This window comes from Nonomuraea sp. NEAU-A123 (genome assembly GCF_018603905.1).
In the GTDB taxonomy this organism is placed as follows: domain Bacteria; phylum Actinomycetota; class Actinomycetes; order Streptosporangiales; family Streptosporangiaceae; genus Nonomuraea.
The window spans coordinates 75,465-92,328 of record NZ_JAHFZZ010000005.1; the positions used below are offsets into that span (position 1 = coordinate 75,465).

A 16,864-nucleotide genomic window follows, 5' to 3' on the forward strand; every position below is an offset into this window, starting at 1 on the left:
AATTCCATTCCCCGTATTCCTGGATCCATTTGTGAAGTGGGAAGGAATTACGGCACACTGATGTTGTGAAAAACGTGCCCACGTCGATTGAGCCAGGAAACGAGCGCGGCACCCGCGCCCGTGTCGCTCGGCTGATCCTTGAGCACGGTCCCGTCGCGGCGGCCGCGCTGGGCGAGCGGCTCGGGCTCACGCCCGCCGCCGTCCGCCGTCATCTTGACGCGCTGCTGACCGACGGAATGATCGAGCCTCGTACTGTACGGCCGCGCGGACAGCGCGGACGAGGGCGGCCGGCCAAGCTGTTCGCCATCACCGACGCGGGGCGCAGTGCTTTCGAGCACGCCTATGACGATTTGGCCGGCAGCGCGCTGCGTTTCCTGGCCGAGCGCGTGGGCGAGAAAGCAGTGGCCGACTTCGCCCGCTCGCAGGTGTCCAGCCTGGTGCGGCGGCTGGAGCCGGTCATGCTGACGGTGCCGGTCGACCAGCGCGTACAAGTGCTGGCACAGGCGCTGTCGGCGGAGGGGTACGCCGCCTCGGCCACCAAGGCCAAGTCGGGCGGCGACCAGCTCTGCCAGCATCACTGCCCGGTGGCGCACGTGGCGGCGGAGTTCCCGCAGCTGTGTGAGGCCGAGACGGAGGCGTTCGCGCAACTGCTCGGCACCCCGGTGCAGCGCCTGGCCACGATCGCGCACGGCGACGGGGTCTGCACCACCCATGTGAGCCCGCACGCGCTGGGCCTTGCAGCGAGCAAGGCCACCCATAGCGACAAAAGCAAGGAGACCGGAAGGTGACTGTCACCGACCGCCCGGAGCTGGAAGGCCTCGGGAATTACAAGTTCGGCTGGTCCGACTCGGATGCCGCAGGAGCGGTGGCCAAGCGCGGCCTGTCCGAGGAGGTCGTCCGCAACATCTCCGCGCTCAAGAACGAGCCGGAGTGGATGCTCGACCTTCGCCTGAAGGGCCTCCGCCTGTTCGGCAAGAAGCCCCTGCCCACCTGGGGTTCCGACCTCACGGGCATCGACTTCGACAACATCAAATACTTCGTGCGCTCGACCGAGAAGCAGGCCGCTTCCTGGGACGAGCTGCCCGACGACATCAAGAACACCTATGACAAGCTCGGCATCCCCGAGGCGGAGAAGCAGCGCCTCATCGCCGGTGTCGCCGCCCAGTACGAGTCCGAGGTCGTCTATCACAAGATCCGTGAGGACCTCGAGGAGAAGGGCGTCATCTTCGTCGACACCGACACGGGCCTGAGGGAGCACGAGGAGCTCTTCAGAGAATACTTCGGCTCGGTCATCCCGGTCGGCGACAACAAGTTCGCCGCGCTCAACAGCTCCGTGTGGTCCGGTGGCTCGTTCATCTACGTGCCGCCGAACATCGAGGTCGAGATCCCGCTGCAGGCCTACTTCCGGATCAACACCGAGAACATGGGCCAGTTCGAGCGGACGCTGATCATCGTCGACGAGGGTAGCTACGTCCACTACGTCGAGGGCTGCACCGCGCCGATCTACTCCTCCGACTCGCTGCACTCCGCGGTCGTCGAGATCGTCGTGAAGAAGAACGCCCGCTGCCGTTACACGACCATCCAGAACTGGTCCAACAACGTCTACAACCTGGTCACCAAGCGCGCCGTCGCCTACGAGGGCGCGACCATGGAGTGGATCGACGGCAACATCGGTTCCAAGGTCACCATGAAGTACCCGGCCGTCTACCTGATGGGCGAGCACGCCAAGGGTGAGACGCTGAGCGTCGCCTTCGCGGGCGAGGGCCAGCACCAGGACGCCGGCTCCAAGATGGTGCACCTGGCTCCGCACACGAGCTCCACCGTCATCTCCAAGTCGGTGGCGCGCGGTGGCGGCCGCACCTCCTACCGCGGTCTCGTCCAGATCGAGGAGGGCGCCTACGGCAGCGCCAGCACGGTCAAGTGCGACGCGCTCCTGGTCGACCAGATCAGCCGCTCCGACACCTACCCCTACGTCGACGTCCGCGAGGACGACGTCTCGATGGGTCACGAGGCCACGGTCTCCAAGGTGAGCGAGGACCAGCTGTTCTACCTCATGAGCCGTGGTCTCGGCGAGGACGAGGCGATGGCGATGATCGTGCGCGGCTTCGTCGAGCCGATCGCGCGCGAGCTCCCCATGGAGTACGCCCTCGAGCTCAACCGCCTCATCGAGCTGCAGATGGAAGGAGCCGTCGGCTGATGGGCCTGACCGAAAAGCCCTTGTCGACCCTGCACGAGAAGGCGTCCTACGACCTGGACGACTTCGATGTTCCGACAGGGCGCGAAGAGGCATGGCGTTTCACGCCGCTGTCCCGCCTGAAGGGCCTGCACAGCGGCAAGGCGGCGATCACCGGCCGGGTGCTCACCCAGACCTACACGCCGGCGGGCGTCACCGCCGAATGGGTCGGGCGCGATGACGCGCGCATCGGCAAGGCGTACGTGCCGGCCGACCGCGTCAGCGCGCAGGCCTACAACGCCTTCGAGAAGGCGCTGGTCGTGACCGTGCCCAAGGAGACGGTGCCCGCCGAGCACATCCGCATCGAGGTGCGCGGCGGCGGCAGCGACGGGGTCACCTACGGCCACATCGTGGTCGTGGTGGAGCCGATGGCCGAGGCCGTGGTCGTCCTCGAACACCAGGGCAGCGCGGTCTACGCCGACAACATCGAGTTCGTCGTCGGCGACGGCGCCACGCTCAAGGTCGTCAGCCTGCAGGACTGGGACGCCGACGCCGTGCACGTCTCCCACCACCACGCCCAGCTCGCCAAGGACGCCACGTTCAAGGGCTTCGCGGTGACCATGGGCGGCGACCTGGTGCGCCTGTCGCCGAGCGTGTCCTACACCGGCCCGGGCGGCGACGCCGACCTGTCCGGCGTCTACTTCGCCGACGCGGGCCAGCACCTGGAGCACCGCCTCCTGGTCGACCACTCGCAGCCCCACTGCAAGAGCAACGTCGACTATCGCGGCGCCCTGCAGGGCCAGGACGCGCACGCCGTATGGATCGGCGATGTGATCATCAGGGTCGAGGCCGAGGGCACCGACACCTATGAGCTCAACCGCAACCTGATCCTCACCGACGGCGCCCGCGCCGACTCGGTGCCCAACCTGGAGATCCTCACCGGCGAGGTGGCCGGAGCCGGCCACGCCAGCGCCTCCGGGCGCCTCGACGACGAGCACATCTTCTACCTGCAGGCCCGCGGCATCCCCTTCGACGAGGCTCGGCGCCTGGTCGTCAAGGGCTTCCTCGGCCAGCTCATCGAGAAGATCCAGGTGGCGGAGATCCGCGATCGCGTGCTGAACGCGGTGGAGGCGGAGCTCGCGCGATGAGTCTTGAGAAAGTGTGCAAGGTCGAGGACATCCCCGACGGCGGAGTGATCGGCGTGGAGGTGGGGGAGACCCCTGTCGCGCTGGTCCGCAAGGGCGGCGAGGTGTTCGCCCTGCACGACGTCTGCTCCCACGCCGAGGTCAAGCTCAGCGAGGGGGAGGTCTACGACGGCACACTCGAATGCTGGTTGCACGGCTCGTGCTTCGACGTCCGCTCCGGCAAACCCACCGGGCCGCCCGCCACCAGACCCGTGAACGTCTACACAGTCCAGATCGACGGCGACGACGTCCTCGTCTCGCTCTCGAAGGAGTCATAAAACACATGTCCACCCTTGAGATCCGTGACCTGAAGGTCGCCGTCGAGGACAAGGAAATCCTGCGCGGCGTCAACCTCACCGTGCAGTCGGGGAAGACCCACGCCATCATGGGGCCCAACGGCTCCGGCAAGTCCACCCTCGCCTACGCCATCGCCGGGCACCCGAAATACACCATCACGAGCGGCGAGGTGCTGCTCGACGGCGTCGATCTGCTGGCGCTGACCGTCGACGAGCGGGCCCGCGCCGGCCTGTTCCTCGCCATGCAGTACCCGGTCGAGGTCCCCGGCGTGTCGGTGTCCAACTTCCTGCGCACCGCGGTGACCTCGGTCCGCGGCGAGGCGCCCAAGCTGCGCCAGTTCGCCAAGGACCTCAAGAGCGGCATGGACGCGCTGGCCATCGACGCCGCGTTCGCCCAGCGCAACCTCAACGAGGGTTTCTCCGGCGGCGAGAAGAAGCGCCACGAGATCCTCCAGTTGGAGCTGCTCCGGCCGAAGATCGCGGTGCTCGACGAGACCGACTCCGGGCTCGACGTCGACGCGCTGCGCGTGGTGTCCGAGGGCATCAACCGCTTCCGCGCCTCGGGTGACACGGGTGTCCTGCTGATCACGCACTACACCCGCATCCTGCGGTACGTGAAGCCCGACTTCGTGCACGTCTTCGCCGGTGGCAAGATCGTGGAGGAGGGCGGGCCGGAGCTGGCCGACAAGCTCGAGGCCGAGGGCTACGAGCAGTACACGAAGGCATCTGTATGACTTCCACCAGCTTGGACGTGGAGAGGATCAGGAAGGACTTCCCGGTTCTCTCCCGCGAGCTGCCCGGCGGGCGTCCGCTCGTCTATCTCGACTCGGGCAACTCCTCCCAGAAGCCCACCGCGGTCGTCGAGACCATGCGCGAGCACCTGGCGATGCACTACAGCAACGTCGGGCGCGCCATGCACGTGCTCGGCGCGGAGTCGACCGAGGCCTACGAGAGCGCGCGTGACAAGGTGGCCGACTTCATCGGCGCTCCGTCGCGCGACGAGGTGATCTTCACCAAGAACGCCTCCGAGGCGCTCAACCTGGTCGCCTACTCCTTCGGCAACCCGGCCAACACCGACCCTCGCTTCACCCTCGGCCCCGGCGACGAGGTCGTCATCTCCGAGATGGAGCACCACTCCAACATCGTGCCGTGGCAGTTCCTGGTGCAGCGCACCGGGGCGACGCTCAAGTGGTTCGGTGTCACGGACGACGGTCGCCTTGATATTTCGGATATTTCAGGACTGATCACTGAGCGCACGAAGATCGTGTCGATCGCGCATCAGTCCAACGTGCTCGGCACCATCAACCCGGTGGCCGATGTGCTGCGCCGGGCCCGTGAAGTGGGCGCGCTGGTGATGCTCGACGCCTCCCAGTCGGTCCCGCACCACGCCGTGAACATGGCCGAGCTGGGCGCCGACTTCGTCGCCTTCACCGGCCACAAGATGGTCGGTCCCTCGGGCATCGGTGTGCTCTGGGGCCGGGCCGAGCTGCTCGACGCCATGCCCCCGTTCATGGGCGGCGGCGAGATGATCGAGGCGGTCTGGATGGACCACTCGACGTACGCGCCGGTGCCGCACAAGTTCGAGGCGGGCACGCCGCCGATCGTCGAGGCCATCGGTCTCGGCGCGGCCGTCGACTACCTGACCGGCGTCGGCATGGAGGCCATCGAGGCGCACGAGCGCGGCCTGACGGCCTACGCGCTCGACGCGCTGCGCGAGGTCCCCACGCTGCGCCTGATCGGGCCCGAGTCCCTCGACCAGCGGGGCGCCATCCTGTCGTTCACGCTCGGTGGCATCCACCCGCACGACGTCGGACAGCTGCTCGACGACGAGTTCGGCATCGCGGTACGCGTCGGGCACCACTGCGCCCGGCCGCTCCACCTGAGGTTCGGAATACCGGCGACCACCCGGGCGTCGTTCTACCTGTACAACACCACGGGCGAGATCGACGCCCTGGTCCGCGGCCTCCATCATGTTCAGAAGGTGTTCGCATAGCCATGATCGGCGAGTCGATGTACCAGGAACTGATCCTGGAACACTACAAGCACCCGCAAGGGCGGGGGCTGCGTGACCCGTACGACGCCGAGGTTCACCACGTGAACCCCACGTGCGGCGACGAGATCACGCTCCGGGTCAAGTTGGGCGACGGCGGCAAGATCGAGGACGTCTCCTACGACGGGCAGGGCTGTTCGATCAGCCAGGCCGCCGCTTCGGTGTTGCACGAGCTGACCACCGGCTCGACGGTCGAGGACACGCTGTCCGTGGTCGACGAGTTCACCCGCCTCATGCAGGGCAGGGGAAAGGTGGAGGCCGACGAGGACGTGCTCGGTGACGCGGTGGCGTTCGCGGGCGTGGCCAAGTTCCCCGCGCGGGTCAAGTGCGCGCTGTTGTCGTGGATGGCCTACAAGGACGCTGTTGTGAGGAGTGCTGCGCGATGAGCAAGCCGGTGGAGACGCCGACCGGGTTCGATGGTGAGGCCACCGTCGATGAGGTCATGGAGGCGCTCAAGGACGTCGTCGACCCCGAGCTCGGCATCAATGTCGTCGACCTGGGCCTGATCTACGGGCTCAACCTCGACCCCGCCGAGGGCGGCAGGCCGGTGGCCACCATCGACATGACGCTGACCAGCGCGGCCTGCCCGCTGACCGATGTCATCGAGGATCAGGCGCATTCCGCGCTCGAGGGCATGGTTTCGGATGTTAAGATCAATTGGGTCTGGCTCCCGCCGTGGGGACCGGACAAGATCACTGACGAAGGGCGCGAGCAGCTTCGTATGCTAGGCTTCAACGTCTGATCATTGCTGTAGGGCTGGCATCTTGGTGTCAGCCGCTTCAGCCTGCCGAAGTCTGAATCTCGGACTACTCGGGGAATACATGGTGTCTTCCCCGTGTTGGCAACACGTGCACCTAACGCACCAACGTGCGTTTCACGCCGCCTGCGGCCGGCAAATGGGTGCGCGTAGACGGCCCGTCCTCCGGGCCAGTCCCCACCCAGCGGATGCCGACCATCCGCGCCTCGCAATGAAAGTACGGCTCCGCCGTACGTCCCGGCTCGTCCTTTTCGCAGAAGTGACGCGCCACTCTGACTGAAAGGCACGAAGTTCGTGACCATGCTTGACGCTGTCCTGCCCGAGCTCAACGAGAACACCCCCGAGCCGGGTCCGTCCGAATTCGAGCTGCTCGGCCTGCCGAAGCCGCTCATCACCGGACTGGCCAAGCAGGGCATAGCCAGCCCGTTCCCCATCCAGAGCGCGACGATCCCCGACGTCCTCACCGGCGCCAACGTGCTCGGCCGCGGCCAGACCGGCTCCGGCAAGACCCTCGCCTTCGGCCTGCCCCTCATGGCCCGCATCTCCGGCGTCCGGCCCACCCCGGGTCGCCCCCGCGCGATGATCCTCGTCCCCACCCGTGAGCTCGCGCTCCAGGTGCACGACGCCCTTGAGCCGCTCGGCCGGGGCCTCGGCCTGCGCATGAAGGTCATCGTCGGCGGCATGTCGATGGGCAAGCAGATCGAGGCGCTGCGCCGTGGCGTCGACGTTCTCATCGCCACCCCCGGCCGCCTGGGCGACCTCATCCGGCAGGGTGAGTGCTCGCTGGGCGACATCGAGGTCAGCGTCCTCGACGAGGCCGACCACATGTGCGACCTCGGCTTCTTCCCCGTCGTCACCGAGCTGCTCGCGCAGACCCCGGCCGACGGGCAGCGGCTGCTGTTCTCCGCCACGCTCGACGGCGACGTCGACAAGCTGGTGCGGCGCTTCCTCAAGGACCCGATCACGCACTCCGTGGCGCCCGCGACCTCCCCGGTCGAGCTCATGGAGCACCACGTGATCCAGGTGACCCGTGACGACAAGTTCGACGTCACCGCGGAGATCGCCAACCGCGAGGGCCGTACGATCATCTTCGTCCGCACCCAGCACGGCGTCGACCGGCTGTGCAAGCAGCTGGCCCGCGTCGGCATCAAGTCGGGCGGCCTGCACGGCGGCAAGCGCCAGAACCAGCGCACCCGCATCCTGGCCGAGTTCCGCGAGGGCTCCGTCAACGTGCTGGTCTGCACCGACGTCGCGGCGCGCGGCATCCACGTCGACAACATCAGCCTCGTGCTGCACGTCGACCCGCCGCAGGACCACAAGAGCTACCTGCACCGCGGTGGCCGCACCGCCCGCGCCGGCGAGAAGGGCACCGTCGTCACGCTGGTGCTGCCGAGCGAGCGCCGCTCGACCGACCAGCTCACCCGCAGGGCCGGGATCCACCCGTTCCGCCTCAAGGCCGAGCCGGGCAACCCGCGCCTGTCCGAGGTGACCGGCGCTCGCATCCCGAGCGGCGAGCCCGTCCCCGTCTGGGAGCCCGACGTCCGCAAGCCGCTGCGCCCCCGCCGTGAAGGCGGCCACAGTGGCTCCGACCGTCGCGGCCGCCGTCCGCGCCGTGAGTTCGACGGCGAGCGCCGTCCGCGCCGCCACGAGGACGGCCAGCGCCCCTTCGTCGCGGGCGACGACCGGCGTCCCCGTCGTCACGACGGTGACGACCGCTACCCGCGCCGGCACGAGGGCGGCACGCCGGAGCCCCGCACGACCGGCGACGACCGTAACAACGACCGCGGCCAGGCCGGCGGCTTCCGCGGCGGTGACCGTGGCCCGCGTGGCGGCGGCTTCCGCTCGGACGACCGTGCCCCCCGCACGGACGCCCCGCGTGGCGGCTTCCGCTCCGACGACCGTCAGAGCGGCCCCCGCTCCGACGACCGTGGTCAGGGCGGCGGCTACCGTTCGAACGACCGTCAGGGTGGCTTCCGCTCGGACGACCGCGGCACCCGCGCCCCCAGTGGCGACCGTGGCCGTCCGTTCACGGCCGACCGCGACCGCCCCGCCCGCTCCGACGACCGCGGCAACGGCGGTTTCCGCAGCGGCACCAGCCGCCGCTTCGACCGCTGACACCGGCGGGTCACCAGTGACCCACCGCTGATCGACACACGGCGCTGCCCGCCGTACCCCTTTCGCGGGGGTACGGCGGGCAGCGCCATTTTCGCGTCTCATCGGGGCCGGAGCAGCGGCACTATGACGAGCCCCACCACCGCTCCGGCCATGATGACCACCGGCGGCGCGACCAACTGGGCGGCCGAGCCCGCCACGGCGAAGCCGATGCCCTGCCAGAACATCAGGCCCGCCGTCTGGATGCTCAGCGCCCTGCCCACCACCGGCTCCGGGGCCGCGTCCATGAGGAGCTGGTCCAGCCCCAGGTGGTGGGCCAGCCCCATACCCGACAGCACGAGCAGCCCGACCGCGAGCGGCAGCCCGGGACGCAGGCCGAAGGCGAGCTGCGGCAGGAACATCAGCAGCGCCAGCGGCACAACGAGCCGCAGGCGGCGGGCGGGCGAGGGGATCCACAGGCACAGCACCTCACCCAGCACCGTGCCGACCGGCAGCGCCGACATGAGCAGCCCCAGCCCCACGGTGCCGAATCCGGCCAGTTGGGCGTACGGCGCCGCCAGCGCCTCGGGCGTCACCCCGATGGCGGGGACGGCCCAGCCGAACACGAGCACGCGGCGCAGCCGTACCAGCCGGAAGATCTTCCCCAGCCCCGTCAGCGAGTCACGGACGAGCGAGAGCGAGGTGGCCGAGGTGATGGCGGGACGGGCCTTGACCCCCGCGGCCAGCAGCGCCGCCGACGCCAGGAAGGCGCCGGTGTTCAGAAGGAGCGCGGCGCGTGGTGTCAGCACGATGAGCAGCAGCCCGCCGAGAGCGAACCCGCCCACCTGCGCACCCTGCGCCACCAGCCGGAACAGGCTGCGGCCCGCGATGTAGACGTCGCCGTCGAGGATGCGCGGCAGCAACGCCGCCCGCGCGCCCGCGAAGACCGGGGCCACCAGGCCCATCCCGAACGCCAGCACCAGCACCACGCCGACGGGCGAGCCGGGCAGCGCCATCGCCGCGGCCAGCGCGGCCGTCGTCAGGTTGCAGCCCACCAGCAGGCGCCGGATGGCCACTCGATCGGCCAGCGCCGACAGCAGCACGCCACCGAACAGGTAGGGGACGAACGCGACGGTGAACACCAGCGCGGCCAGGAAGGGCGAGCGGGTCTGGCGGTAGACCAGCACGGTCAGGGCGAACTGGGTCACGATCGTGCCCAGCATGCAGATGACGTGCGACAGGAAGATCGCCCGGAACTCGGGCACGGCTAGCGCGTCACGGTAGCGGGCTCGGGCGGCCGCCGGCTGGTTCATCGAGTTCCCCCCAGGTGATGTCGGTCGCCGTGGCCGGCCCGGGCCACGGCGACCATTCGGTCAGTAGGCGTACCGCATGTGGGATCACCTCCCCAGGTCTACGGGCAGAGTCCGAACCCCTCGCAGGGTGCCGCTGTCCCACATCACCGGCTCGGCGCGCGGCCGGACGGCCGGGTAGCCGCGGGCGAGCTCCGTGAACAGCGCCCTGGTCTGCATCGTGGCGACACCGGCGCCCAGACAGGCGTGCAGGCCGCGGCCGAACCCGAGGTGGGGATTGGGGGAGCGGCCCAGCCGCAGGACGTCGGGGTCGGCAAAGACGGCCGGGTCGCGGTTGGCGGCCCCGATGATCAGCGTCACGCCCTCTCCCTCGCGGACCTTTCTGCCGCCGACTTCGGTGTCGGCCAGACAGCCGCGGGCGAGCACCTGGACCTGACTGGTGTAGCGGATCAGCTCTTCAACAGCTAAATCGGGATTTTTGGAGAATTCGTGGATGCTGCCAGGATTGTCAGTCAGGGCGAGGAGTGAGAGCGTCAGCAACCGGGCAGAGGATTCGAAGCCGGCGTGGAAGGTCGATCGGAGTGAATTCAGCACCAGCCGGCGATCGGCTTCACGGGTACGCCCGCTGATAAACGCGAACATGCCACCCGGATGATGGTCGACCATCCAGCGTTCCATTAACTCATCGAGTTCGGCCCGCGCGGCCATGCCCGCCGGTATCACCTCGGGGCGCAGACCGCCGTCCATGGTGTCGATGACGGGCGGGGAAACGGAGTTGAGCCAGTCGAGATCCGGGGGATCGACTCCCAGCACCTCGCAGATCGTCTCCACGGTCAGCGGGATGGCCAATTGGTGGACGAAGTCGAACTCGGCGCCCGCCAGCCCGGCCAGGCGCCGCCGTACCCGCTGCGAGGTGCGCTCGGCCAGCGCCGCGTGGTCCTGGGCCCGGTAGGCGGCGGTGAGCAGCCGCCGCACGGGCGGGTGGTCGGGCGGATCGACGGTCTGCAACATGACCAGCTCGGCGGGCATCCGCTCGCCGAGCCGCCGCCAGTCGGAGGTGAAGCGATCCAGGCCCTTGAGTACGGCGGCGCAATCGGCATATCGGGTGAGCACCCAGGTGCCGAGTTCGCCGTACCAGAAGAACGGGTCCGTTTCGCGCCAGGCGGCATAGACGGGAGCTGGATTACGTAGTGTTTCCGGTTTTAGTAGGACACGGAGCGAATGTGGAAAGGGACTTTCCGTCGACACCAAGTCTCCATATACCGCTAAAAATTGCTCCAATTAATGGATTTAGCCCGTGTGACAATAGATGAGTAAGATGTGGGAGTCAACAGTGCGCTATAGCCGCCCGGTCGTCTCGCGTGGCGGACAACGGGCCGGTGACCCGTGCGCGCAGACTAGGCTTGTCACGCACGCCTGCCGACCGACGAGAGAGATCATGAAGACCTTCGAAGAGCTGTTCGCCGAGCTGTCAGAGAAGGCACGCACCCGGCCCGCGGGCTCGGGCACCGTGGCCGCGCTCGACGCCGGCGTCCATGCCATCGGCAAGAAGGTCGTCGAGGAGGCCGCCGAAAGCTGGATGGCCGCCGAGCACGAGTCGAGTGACCGAGCCGCCGAGGAGATCTCCCAGCTGCTCTACCACGTGCAGGTGCTCATGCTCGCCAAGGGCATCGGGCTGGACGAGGTGTACAAGCATCTTTAGGGCGCCCCGCGCCCGTCAGCCCGTACACCTACCAGCCCGCGAGACATCAAGGACACACAGCCATGTTGCGTCTGGCCGTACCGAACAAGGGCGCGCTCAGTGAAGCCGCCCAGACCATGCTCAAAGAGGCCGGTTACCGGTCCCGCAGGGACAGCAAGGAGCTCGTCGTCGTCGACGAGGACAACGGTTGCGAGCTGTTCTTCCTGCGCCCCCGCGACATCGCGGTCTACGTCGGCGAGGGCATGCTCGACGCCGGGATCACCGGCCGCGACATGCGCGTCGACTCCGGCGCCCCCGTCGAGGAGATCATGCCGCTCGGCTTCGGCGGCTCCACCTTCCGGCTGGCCGCCAAGGCCGGTGCCATGACGTCGGTCAAGGACCTCGACGGCCTGCGCATCGCCACCTCCTATGCCGGGGTGCTCGGCAAATACCTGTCCGAGTCCGGCGTCGACGCCCGCGTCATCAAGCTCGACGGCGCGGTCGAGACCGCCATCAGGCTGGGCGTCGCCGACGCGGTCGCCGACGTCGTGGAGACCGGCACCACGCTGCGCAACGTCGGCCTGGAGGTGTTCGGCGAGCCGATCATGCGCTCCGAGGCCGTGCTGATCAAGCAGCAGGGCAACGGGGAGGACGCCGGCATCGAGCAGCTCGTCCGCCGCCTGCAGGGCGTCGTGCACGCCCGCGACTTCGTGATGATGGACTACGACATCCGCGCCGAGCGGATCGAGGAGGCCATCGCGCTCACGCCCGGCATGGAGGGGCCCACGGTCTCGCCGCTGCACCGCGAGGGCTGGGTCGCCGTCCGCGTGATGGTCCGGCGGCGCGGGCACCAGCAGGTGATGGACCAGCTCTGGGAGATCGGGGCAAGGGCCATCCTGGCCACCGACATCTACGCCTGCCGCCTGTGAGATCTGTCCGCTAGGTGATGTCCCGTCCGGGAATCACCTAGCTGTGCGTGACGAATCGCTTGCCCCCCGTTATCTCCCCTTCTGTGATGCCGCGGCGGCGCAGGTGTGGGCTTCGTTGCAGCGCGGCAACCGGCGCTGGGCGGCGGGCGCGTCCCGCCGTCCGCGCCAGGACCCCGACCGCAGGAGGCAGGTGGCGGCGGGCCAGTCGCCGTACGCGGTGGTGCTGTCGTGCATCGACTCGCGGGTGCCGCCCGAGGTCGTCTTCGACGCCGGACTGGGCGATCTGCTCGTCGTGCGTACGGCGGCGCACACCGTCGACCGGCTCGTCACCGCGGCGGTCCAGTTCGGCCCGCAGGCCTTGCACGCCAGGCTCGTCGTCGTCCTGGGACACCAGCGCTGCGGCGCCATCTCCGCGGCGGCCAGGGCACTGCGGGAGCGGGAGACGCTGCCCGGCGAGCTGCCCAGCATCGTCGCCGCCGTCGAACCCGTCTACACCGGCTCCGGGGGCGAGGTGGACGCGATGGTCCGTGCGCATACCGTACGGACGGTGGCGAGCCTGAGAGCCGACGCCCTGTTATCCGGCAAGGCCACCACCGTGGTCGGCGCCTACTACAGCCTCGACACGGGACTGGTGCGGCGCGTCGCCTGACAAATGTCACCGCCAACCCCGGAGGTAACGCACTAACCAGGCAAGATCCACGATCCTACCGTTGACCTCATGAACGCCATCGTGTTCGACCACGTCAGCAAGGACTACGGGGACGTCCTTGCCGTCGACGATGTGTCCCTCTCCATAGAGCCCGGCAAGACCGTGGCCCTGCTCGGCCCCAACGGCGCCGGCAAGTCGACCTCCATCAACATGCTGCTCGGCCTGCTGCGACCGTCCAGGGGGACGGTCAGCGTGTTCGGCCGTACGCCCCGACAGGCCGTGGCGGCCGGCCAGATGGGCGCCATGCTGCAGAGCGGCCAGCTCATCCCCGAGCTGTCGGTCAAGGAGCTCATCGACCTGGTCCGCAAGCTGTACCCCGAGCCGCTGGACCTGGACGAGATCCTCAAGCTGGCCGACCTCACCGACCTGGTGAAGCGGCGCGCGAACAAGCTGTCCGGCGGCCAGTCCCAGCGCGTCAGGTTCGCCCTGGCGATCGCGGGCGCGCCCAAGGCGCTGCTGCTGGACGAGCCGACCGCGGCCATGGACGTGGAGTCGCGGCTGCGGTTCTGGGAGAGCATGCGCGGCTACGCGGCGGGCGGCAGGACCGTGCTGTTCGCCACGCACTACCTGGAGGAAGCCGACGAGCACTCCGACCGGGTGATCGTCATCGCCAGGGGCAAGGTGGTGGCCGACGGCACCGCCGCGCAGATCAAGGCGGACGTCGGCGGTCATGCCGTCCGCTTCACCCTCGGTGAGCAGCCCGCGGCCGGGCTCGACCTGCTGCCCGGCGTCACCGCGGTCGAGGTCGCCGCCGGAACGGCCACGCTGCGTACCTCCGACACCGACGCGACCCTCGCCGGGCTCTACCGGGGCACCACGCTCGACGTGCGCGACCTGCAGCTCTCCGGCGCCGACCTAGAGGACGCCTTCCTCGCCCTCACCAGGGAGTCCTGATGCTCTACTACGCCAAGACCGAGGCGCTGCGGATGCTGCGCAACCGGCGCTACATCATCTTCGTGGTGCTGTTCCCCGTCGTGTTCTACCTGATCAACGCCAACATCTACGGCGACCAGAAGGACGCCGGCGGCGTCCGGATGAGCACCTACCTGCTGGTGTCGATGGCCGCCTACGGCGCGCTCGCCTCGTCCATGATGAGCTCGGCCGTGCCCTGGGCGCAGGAGCGCCAGTCCGGCTGGCTGCGCCAGTTGCAGATCACCCCGCTGCCGAGCTGGGCGATCATCGTCACCAAGCTCGGCGCCGCGATGCTCCTCGTGCTGCCGTCGCTGCTGCTGGTCAGCGCGGCCGCCGTGCTGCAGCAGGGTGTGTCGATGCCGGCCGGCCAGTGGCTGCCGCTGCTGCTGTCGCTGTGGATCGGCACGATCCCGTTCATCGCGCTCGGGCTGTTCATCGGCTCGCTGCTGAGCGCCGACGCCGCCCAGCCCGCCGCGATGATCTGTATGTTCGCCCTGTCGTTGCTCGGCGGACTCTGGTTCCCCATCGACGCCATCGGCGGCACGATGCGGACCCTCGCCCACTTCATGCCTTCCTACCACTACGCCAATCTCGGCTGGAACGTCATCGCGGGCAACGGCCTGCCGATGTCCGACGTGCTCATCGTGGTGGCGTGGGCGGTCGTGCTCGGGGGCGCGGCCGCGTACGCCTACCGGCGGGCTACTGTTCGGGCATGAGCTGGACCCACCGGATGACCTTCGGCGGGACGAGAGAGGACTCGTCCCGCTACCGGCGGCTGTTCGGGATCTCCTTCGGGCTGATCTACCTGGTCTTCCCGGTGGCGGAGATCGTGTCCGGTGAGGTCACCGGTACCAAGGCCGTCTGGGCGGCCTTGTCGCTGATCGCGTTCGTGGTCTCGTACCTGGCGACCGTCCTGAGCCCGCGCAACTTCAGGGAGCCGTCGCCGTCGACGTACCCGCTGCTCGCCCTCACCATCACGCTGGCCGTGGGCTCGGCGCTGGTCTTCGGCTCCGGCTGGCTGAGCCTGCCCGTCTACGCCACGGTGCTCTTCTCCATGATCCTGCCGCCCCGGCGGGCGGGGTTGGGCATCCTCGCCATGCTGGCGGTCGTCGTCGGCTGCGGGTTGCTGCACGACGATGACGGCACCACCATCGCCATACTGGGCCTCCAGGTGGTCACGCTGGGCGTGCTGTTCATCGGCGTACGCAACACCAGGGTCCTGGCCCAGCAGCTACGCGACGCGCAGGGCGAGGTGGCCCGGCTCGCCGCGGCGGACGAGCGGCTGCGCATCGCCCGCGACCTGCACGACCTGCTCGGCCACAGCCTCTCGCTGATCGTGCTCAAGAGCGAGCTGGCCGGGCGGCTGGCCGAGGACTCCCCGCGGGCGCTCAAGGAGATCCAGGACATCGAGTCGGTGGCCAGGCAGGCGCTGACGGAGGTGCGCGAGGCCGTGACCGGCTACCGCCAGCGCAGCCTGCCGGAAGAGCTCGACAACGCCAGATCCGTGCTGCGGGCGGCGGGCGTGGAGCCGCTGGTGCGGATCTCGGGCACGCCGCTGCCCGGTCTGCTCGACGGCCTGTTCGGGTGGGCGGTGCGCGAGGGCACCACCAATGTCGTACGGCACGCGCGGGCGCGTCGCTGCGAGATCGAGGTGACGTACGACGGCGAACACGCCATCCTGGAGATCATGGACGACGGGCAGGGCAAGGAGCCGTTCCGGCTCGGCAGCGGCTTACAGGGCCTGACCGAGCGGGTGCGCGGCGCGGGCGGGACCGTGGAGCTGGGTCCGGGAGCCAGGGCGGGCTTCCGGCTGCGGGTGCTGGTCCCCGCGGGAGCGGCGGCGTGATCCGGGTGATCCTGGCCGAGGACCAGGGCATGGTACGCGGCGCGCTGGCGTCGCTGCTCGGCCTGGAGCCCGACATCGAGGTCGTCGGTGAGGCGGCCGACGGCGAGGCGGCGGTGGCCGTCGCGCTCCAGGAACGCCCGGACATCGCCCTGCTCGACATCGAGATGCCCGTCATGGACGGCCTCAGCGCGGGCGCCAGGATCACCGCGCAGGTGCCCGGCTGCCGGGTGATGATCCTTACCACGTTCGGCCGCCCCGGCTACCTGCGGACCGCCATGGAGGCGGGTGCGGTGGCCTTCCTGGTCAAGGACAGCCCGGCCCGCGAGCTGGCGGCGGCGATCAGGCGCGTACACGCGGGGGAGCGGGTCATCGACCCGGGGCTGGCGGCGGCGGCGCTCAGCGCGGGACCCAACCCGCTGTCGGCCCGCGAACGCGACGTGCTTGCCGTCGCGGCCGACGGCTCGACCATCGGCGACATCGCCCGGCACCTGCACCTGTCGGAGGGCACCGTACGCAACTACCTGTCGTCGGCCATCCAGAAGACACACGCCCGCAACCGCATCGAGGCCGTCCAGCGCGCCAAGACCCAGGGCTGGCTTTAATAGCGCAGCTCGGCCGGCACCGCGTCGCGCGGGTGCCTGCCCGACCGCCGCATCGCCTCGTGCAGCGGAGCCAGCGCTCCCGCGCCCGCCAGCACGATCCGCATGGGCAGCTCCAGCACCATGGGCAGCGGATCGGCCCGGAGGTAGCCCGCCGGGTCGATGACCGCCGGGCGTGCGATGACGGCGCCCGTGTCGAGGTCCTCGACGGGGCTGGTGAGCAGGGAGGACACGAAGCGATGATGGTGGTGCGCCAGGTCGGGCAGAAGTGGCTTGAAGCGAAATTCACTGATATTTCCCACGGAATTCCCGACCCCAGGGAAGCGT

At 69.1% G+C, this 16,864-nt stretch carries 19 protein-coding genes; 16 read left to right on the forward strand and 3 right to left on the reverse strand.

The features are described 5' to 3' along the window. Positions 1-74 precede the first annotated feature (74 nt). From KLK06_RS16045 to KLK06_RS16085, 9 genes are all read left to right on the forward strand, one after another. A complete protein-coding gene (locus KLK06_RS16045) occupies positions 75-788 on the forward strand; it encodes a metalloregulator ArsR/SmtB family transcription factor (RefSeq protein WP_214636277.1) in 714 nt (237 codons plus the stop codon). Further along, complete coding sequence (gene sufB, locus KLK06_RS16050; protein WP_214636278.1) at positions 785-2,197, forward strand: Fe-S cluster assembly protein SufB; 1,413 nt, start codon at positions 785-787, stop codon at positions 2,195-2,197. Before KLK06_RS16045 ends, sufB begins: the two co-directional genes overlap by 4 nt. Further along, positions 2,197-3,321, forward strand: a complete 1,125-nt coding sequence (gene sufD, locus KLK06_RS16055; RefSeq protein ID WP_214636279.1) for a Fe-S cluster assembly protein SufD — start codon at positions 2,197-2,199, stop codon at positions 3,319-3,321. The genes sufB and sufD overlap by 1 nt, the downstream gene beginning before the upstream one ends. Continuing rightward, a complete protein-coding gene (locus KLK06_RS16060) occupies positions 3,318-3,635 on the forward strand; it encodes a non-heme iron oxygenase ferredoxin subunit (protein ID WP_214636280.1) in 318 nt (105 codons plus the stop codon). Before sufD ends, KLK06_RS16060 begins: the two co-directional genes overlap by 4 nt. Before the next feature lie 5 nt (positions 3,636-3,640). Next, the gene (gene sufC, locus KLK06_RS16065; protein WP_214636281.1) at positions 3,641-4,387 is read left to right on the forward strand and encodes a Fe-S cluster assembly ATPase SufC; all 747 of its coding nucleotides are present in this window, start codon (positions 3,641-3,643) and stop codon (positions 4,385-4,387) included. Further along, positions 4,384-5,646, forward strand: coding sequence for a cysteine desulfurase (locus KLK06_RS16070; protein ID WP_284735017.1), 1,263 nt, complete (start codon positions 4,384-4,386; stop codon positions 5,644-5,646). Before sufC ends, KLK06_RS16070 begins: the two co-directional genes overlap by 4 nt. A 2-nt stretch (positions 5,647-5,648) precedes the next feature. Beyond that, a complete protein-coding gene (sufU, locus tag KLK06_RS16075) occupies positions 5,649-6,089 on the forward strand; it encodes a Fe-S cluster assembly sulfur transfer protein SufU (RefSeq protein WP_214636282.1) in 441 nt (146 codons plus the stop codon). Next, positions 6,086-6,445 (forward strand): metal-sulfur cluster assembly factor, encoded by a 360-nt coding sequence (locus tag KLK06_RS16080; RefSeq protein ID WP_214636283.1) that lies wholly within the window; start codon positions 6,086-6,088, stop codon positions 6,443-6,445. Before sufU ends, KLK06_RS16080 begins: the two co-directional genes overlap by 4 nt. A 315-nt stretch (positions 6,446-6,760) precedes the next feature. Then, positions 6,761-8,575: a DEAD/DEAH box helicase gene (locus KLK06_RS16085; RefSeq protein ID WP_214636284.1), complete on the forward strand. Its 1,815-nt coding sequence runs from the start codon at positions 6,761-6,763 to the stop codon at positions 8,573-8,575. A 98-nt stretch (positions 8,576-8,673) separates the two neighbouring features. Here KLK06_RS16085 and KLK06_RS16090 read toward each other — a convergent pair whose 3' ends face one another. Beyond that, positions 8,674-9,864 carry an MFS transporter gene (locus KLK06_RS16090; protein ID WP_214636285.1) on the reverse strand — a complete coding sequence of 397 codons (1,191 nt, stop codon included), beginning with the start codon at positions 9,862-9,864 and terminating at the stop codon, positions 8,674-8,676. 84 nt (positions 9,865-9,948) lie between these two features. After that, a complete protein-coding gene (locus KLK06_RS62330; protein WP_214636286.1) occupies positions 9,949-10,974 on the reverse strand; it encodes a cytochrome P450 in 1,026 nt (341 codons plus the stop codon). Positions 10,975-11,299: 325 nt separating this feature from the next. On the opposite strand from KLK06_RS62330, the gene KLK06_RS16100 reads away from it, so the two are divergent. The 7 genes from KLK06_RS16100 (at position 11,300) to KLK06_RS16130 (ending at position 16,540) form a co-directional block, all read left to right on the forward strand. Next, entirely contained in the window at positions 11,300-11,563 is a 264-nt protein-coding gene (locus tag KLK06_RS16100) for a phosphoribosyl-ATP diphosphatase (RefSeq protein ID WP_214636287.1), read from the forward strand. A 62-nt stretch (positions 11,564-11,625) separates the two neighbouring features. Further along, a complete protein-coding gene (gene hisG / locus KLK06_RS16105) occupies positions 11,626-12,471 on the forward strand; it encodes an ATP phosphoribosyltransferase (RefSeq protein WP_214636288.1) in 846 nt (281 codons plus the stop codon). 43 nt (positions 12,472-12,514) lie between these two features. After that, positions 12,515-13,120, forward strand: a complete 606-nt coding sequence (locus KLK06_RS16110) for a carbonic anhydrase (RefSeq protein ID WP_214636289.1) — start codon at positions 12,515-12,517, stop codon at positions 13,118-13,120. Positions 13,121-13,189: 69 nt separating this feature from the next. Next, entirely contained in the window at positions 13,190-14,074 is an 885-nt protein-coding gene (locus KLK06_RS16115; protein WP_214636290.1) for an ABC transporter ATP-binding protein, read from the forward strand. Then, complete coding sequence (locus KLK06_RS16120; protein WP_214636291.1) at positions 14,074-14,808, forward strand: ABC transporter permease; 735 nt, start codon at positions 14,074-14,076, stop codon at positions 14,806-14,808. The genes KLK06_RS16115 and KLK06_RS16120 overlap by 1 nt, the downstream gene beginning before the upstream one ends. Beyond that, positions 14,805-15,938, forward strand: a complete 1,134-nt coding sequence (locus KLK06_RS16125) for a sensor histidine kinase (protein WP_214636292.1) — start codon at positions 14,805-14,807, stop codon at positions 15,936-15,938. Before KLK06_RS16120 ends, KLK06_RS16125 begins: the two co-directional genes overlap by 4 nt. Beyond that, positions 15,935-16,540: a response regulator transcription factor gene (locus KLK06_RS16130; RefSeq protein WP_214636293.1), complete on the forward strand. Its 606-nt coding sequence runs from the start codon at positions 15,935-15,937 to the stop codon at positions 16,538-16,540. The genes KLK06_RS16125 and KLK06_RS16130 overlap by 4 nt, the downstream gene beginning before the upstream one ends. On the opposite strand, the gene KLK06_RS16135 is transcribed toward KLK06_RS16130, so the two are convergent. Continuing rightward, the gene (locus KLK06_RS16135; RefSeq protein WP_214636294.1) at positions 16,537-16,770 is read right to left on the reverse strand and encodes a hypothetical protein; all 234 of its coding nucleotides are present in this window, start codon (positions 16,768-16,770) and stop codon (positions 16,537-16,539) included. The genes KLK06_RS16130 and KLK06_RS16135 overlap by 4 nt on opposite strands. Positions 16,771-16,864: the final 94 nt, after the last annotated feature.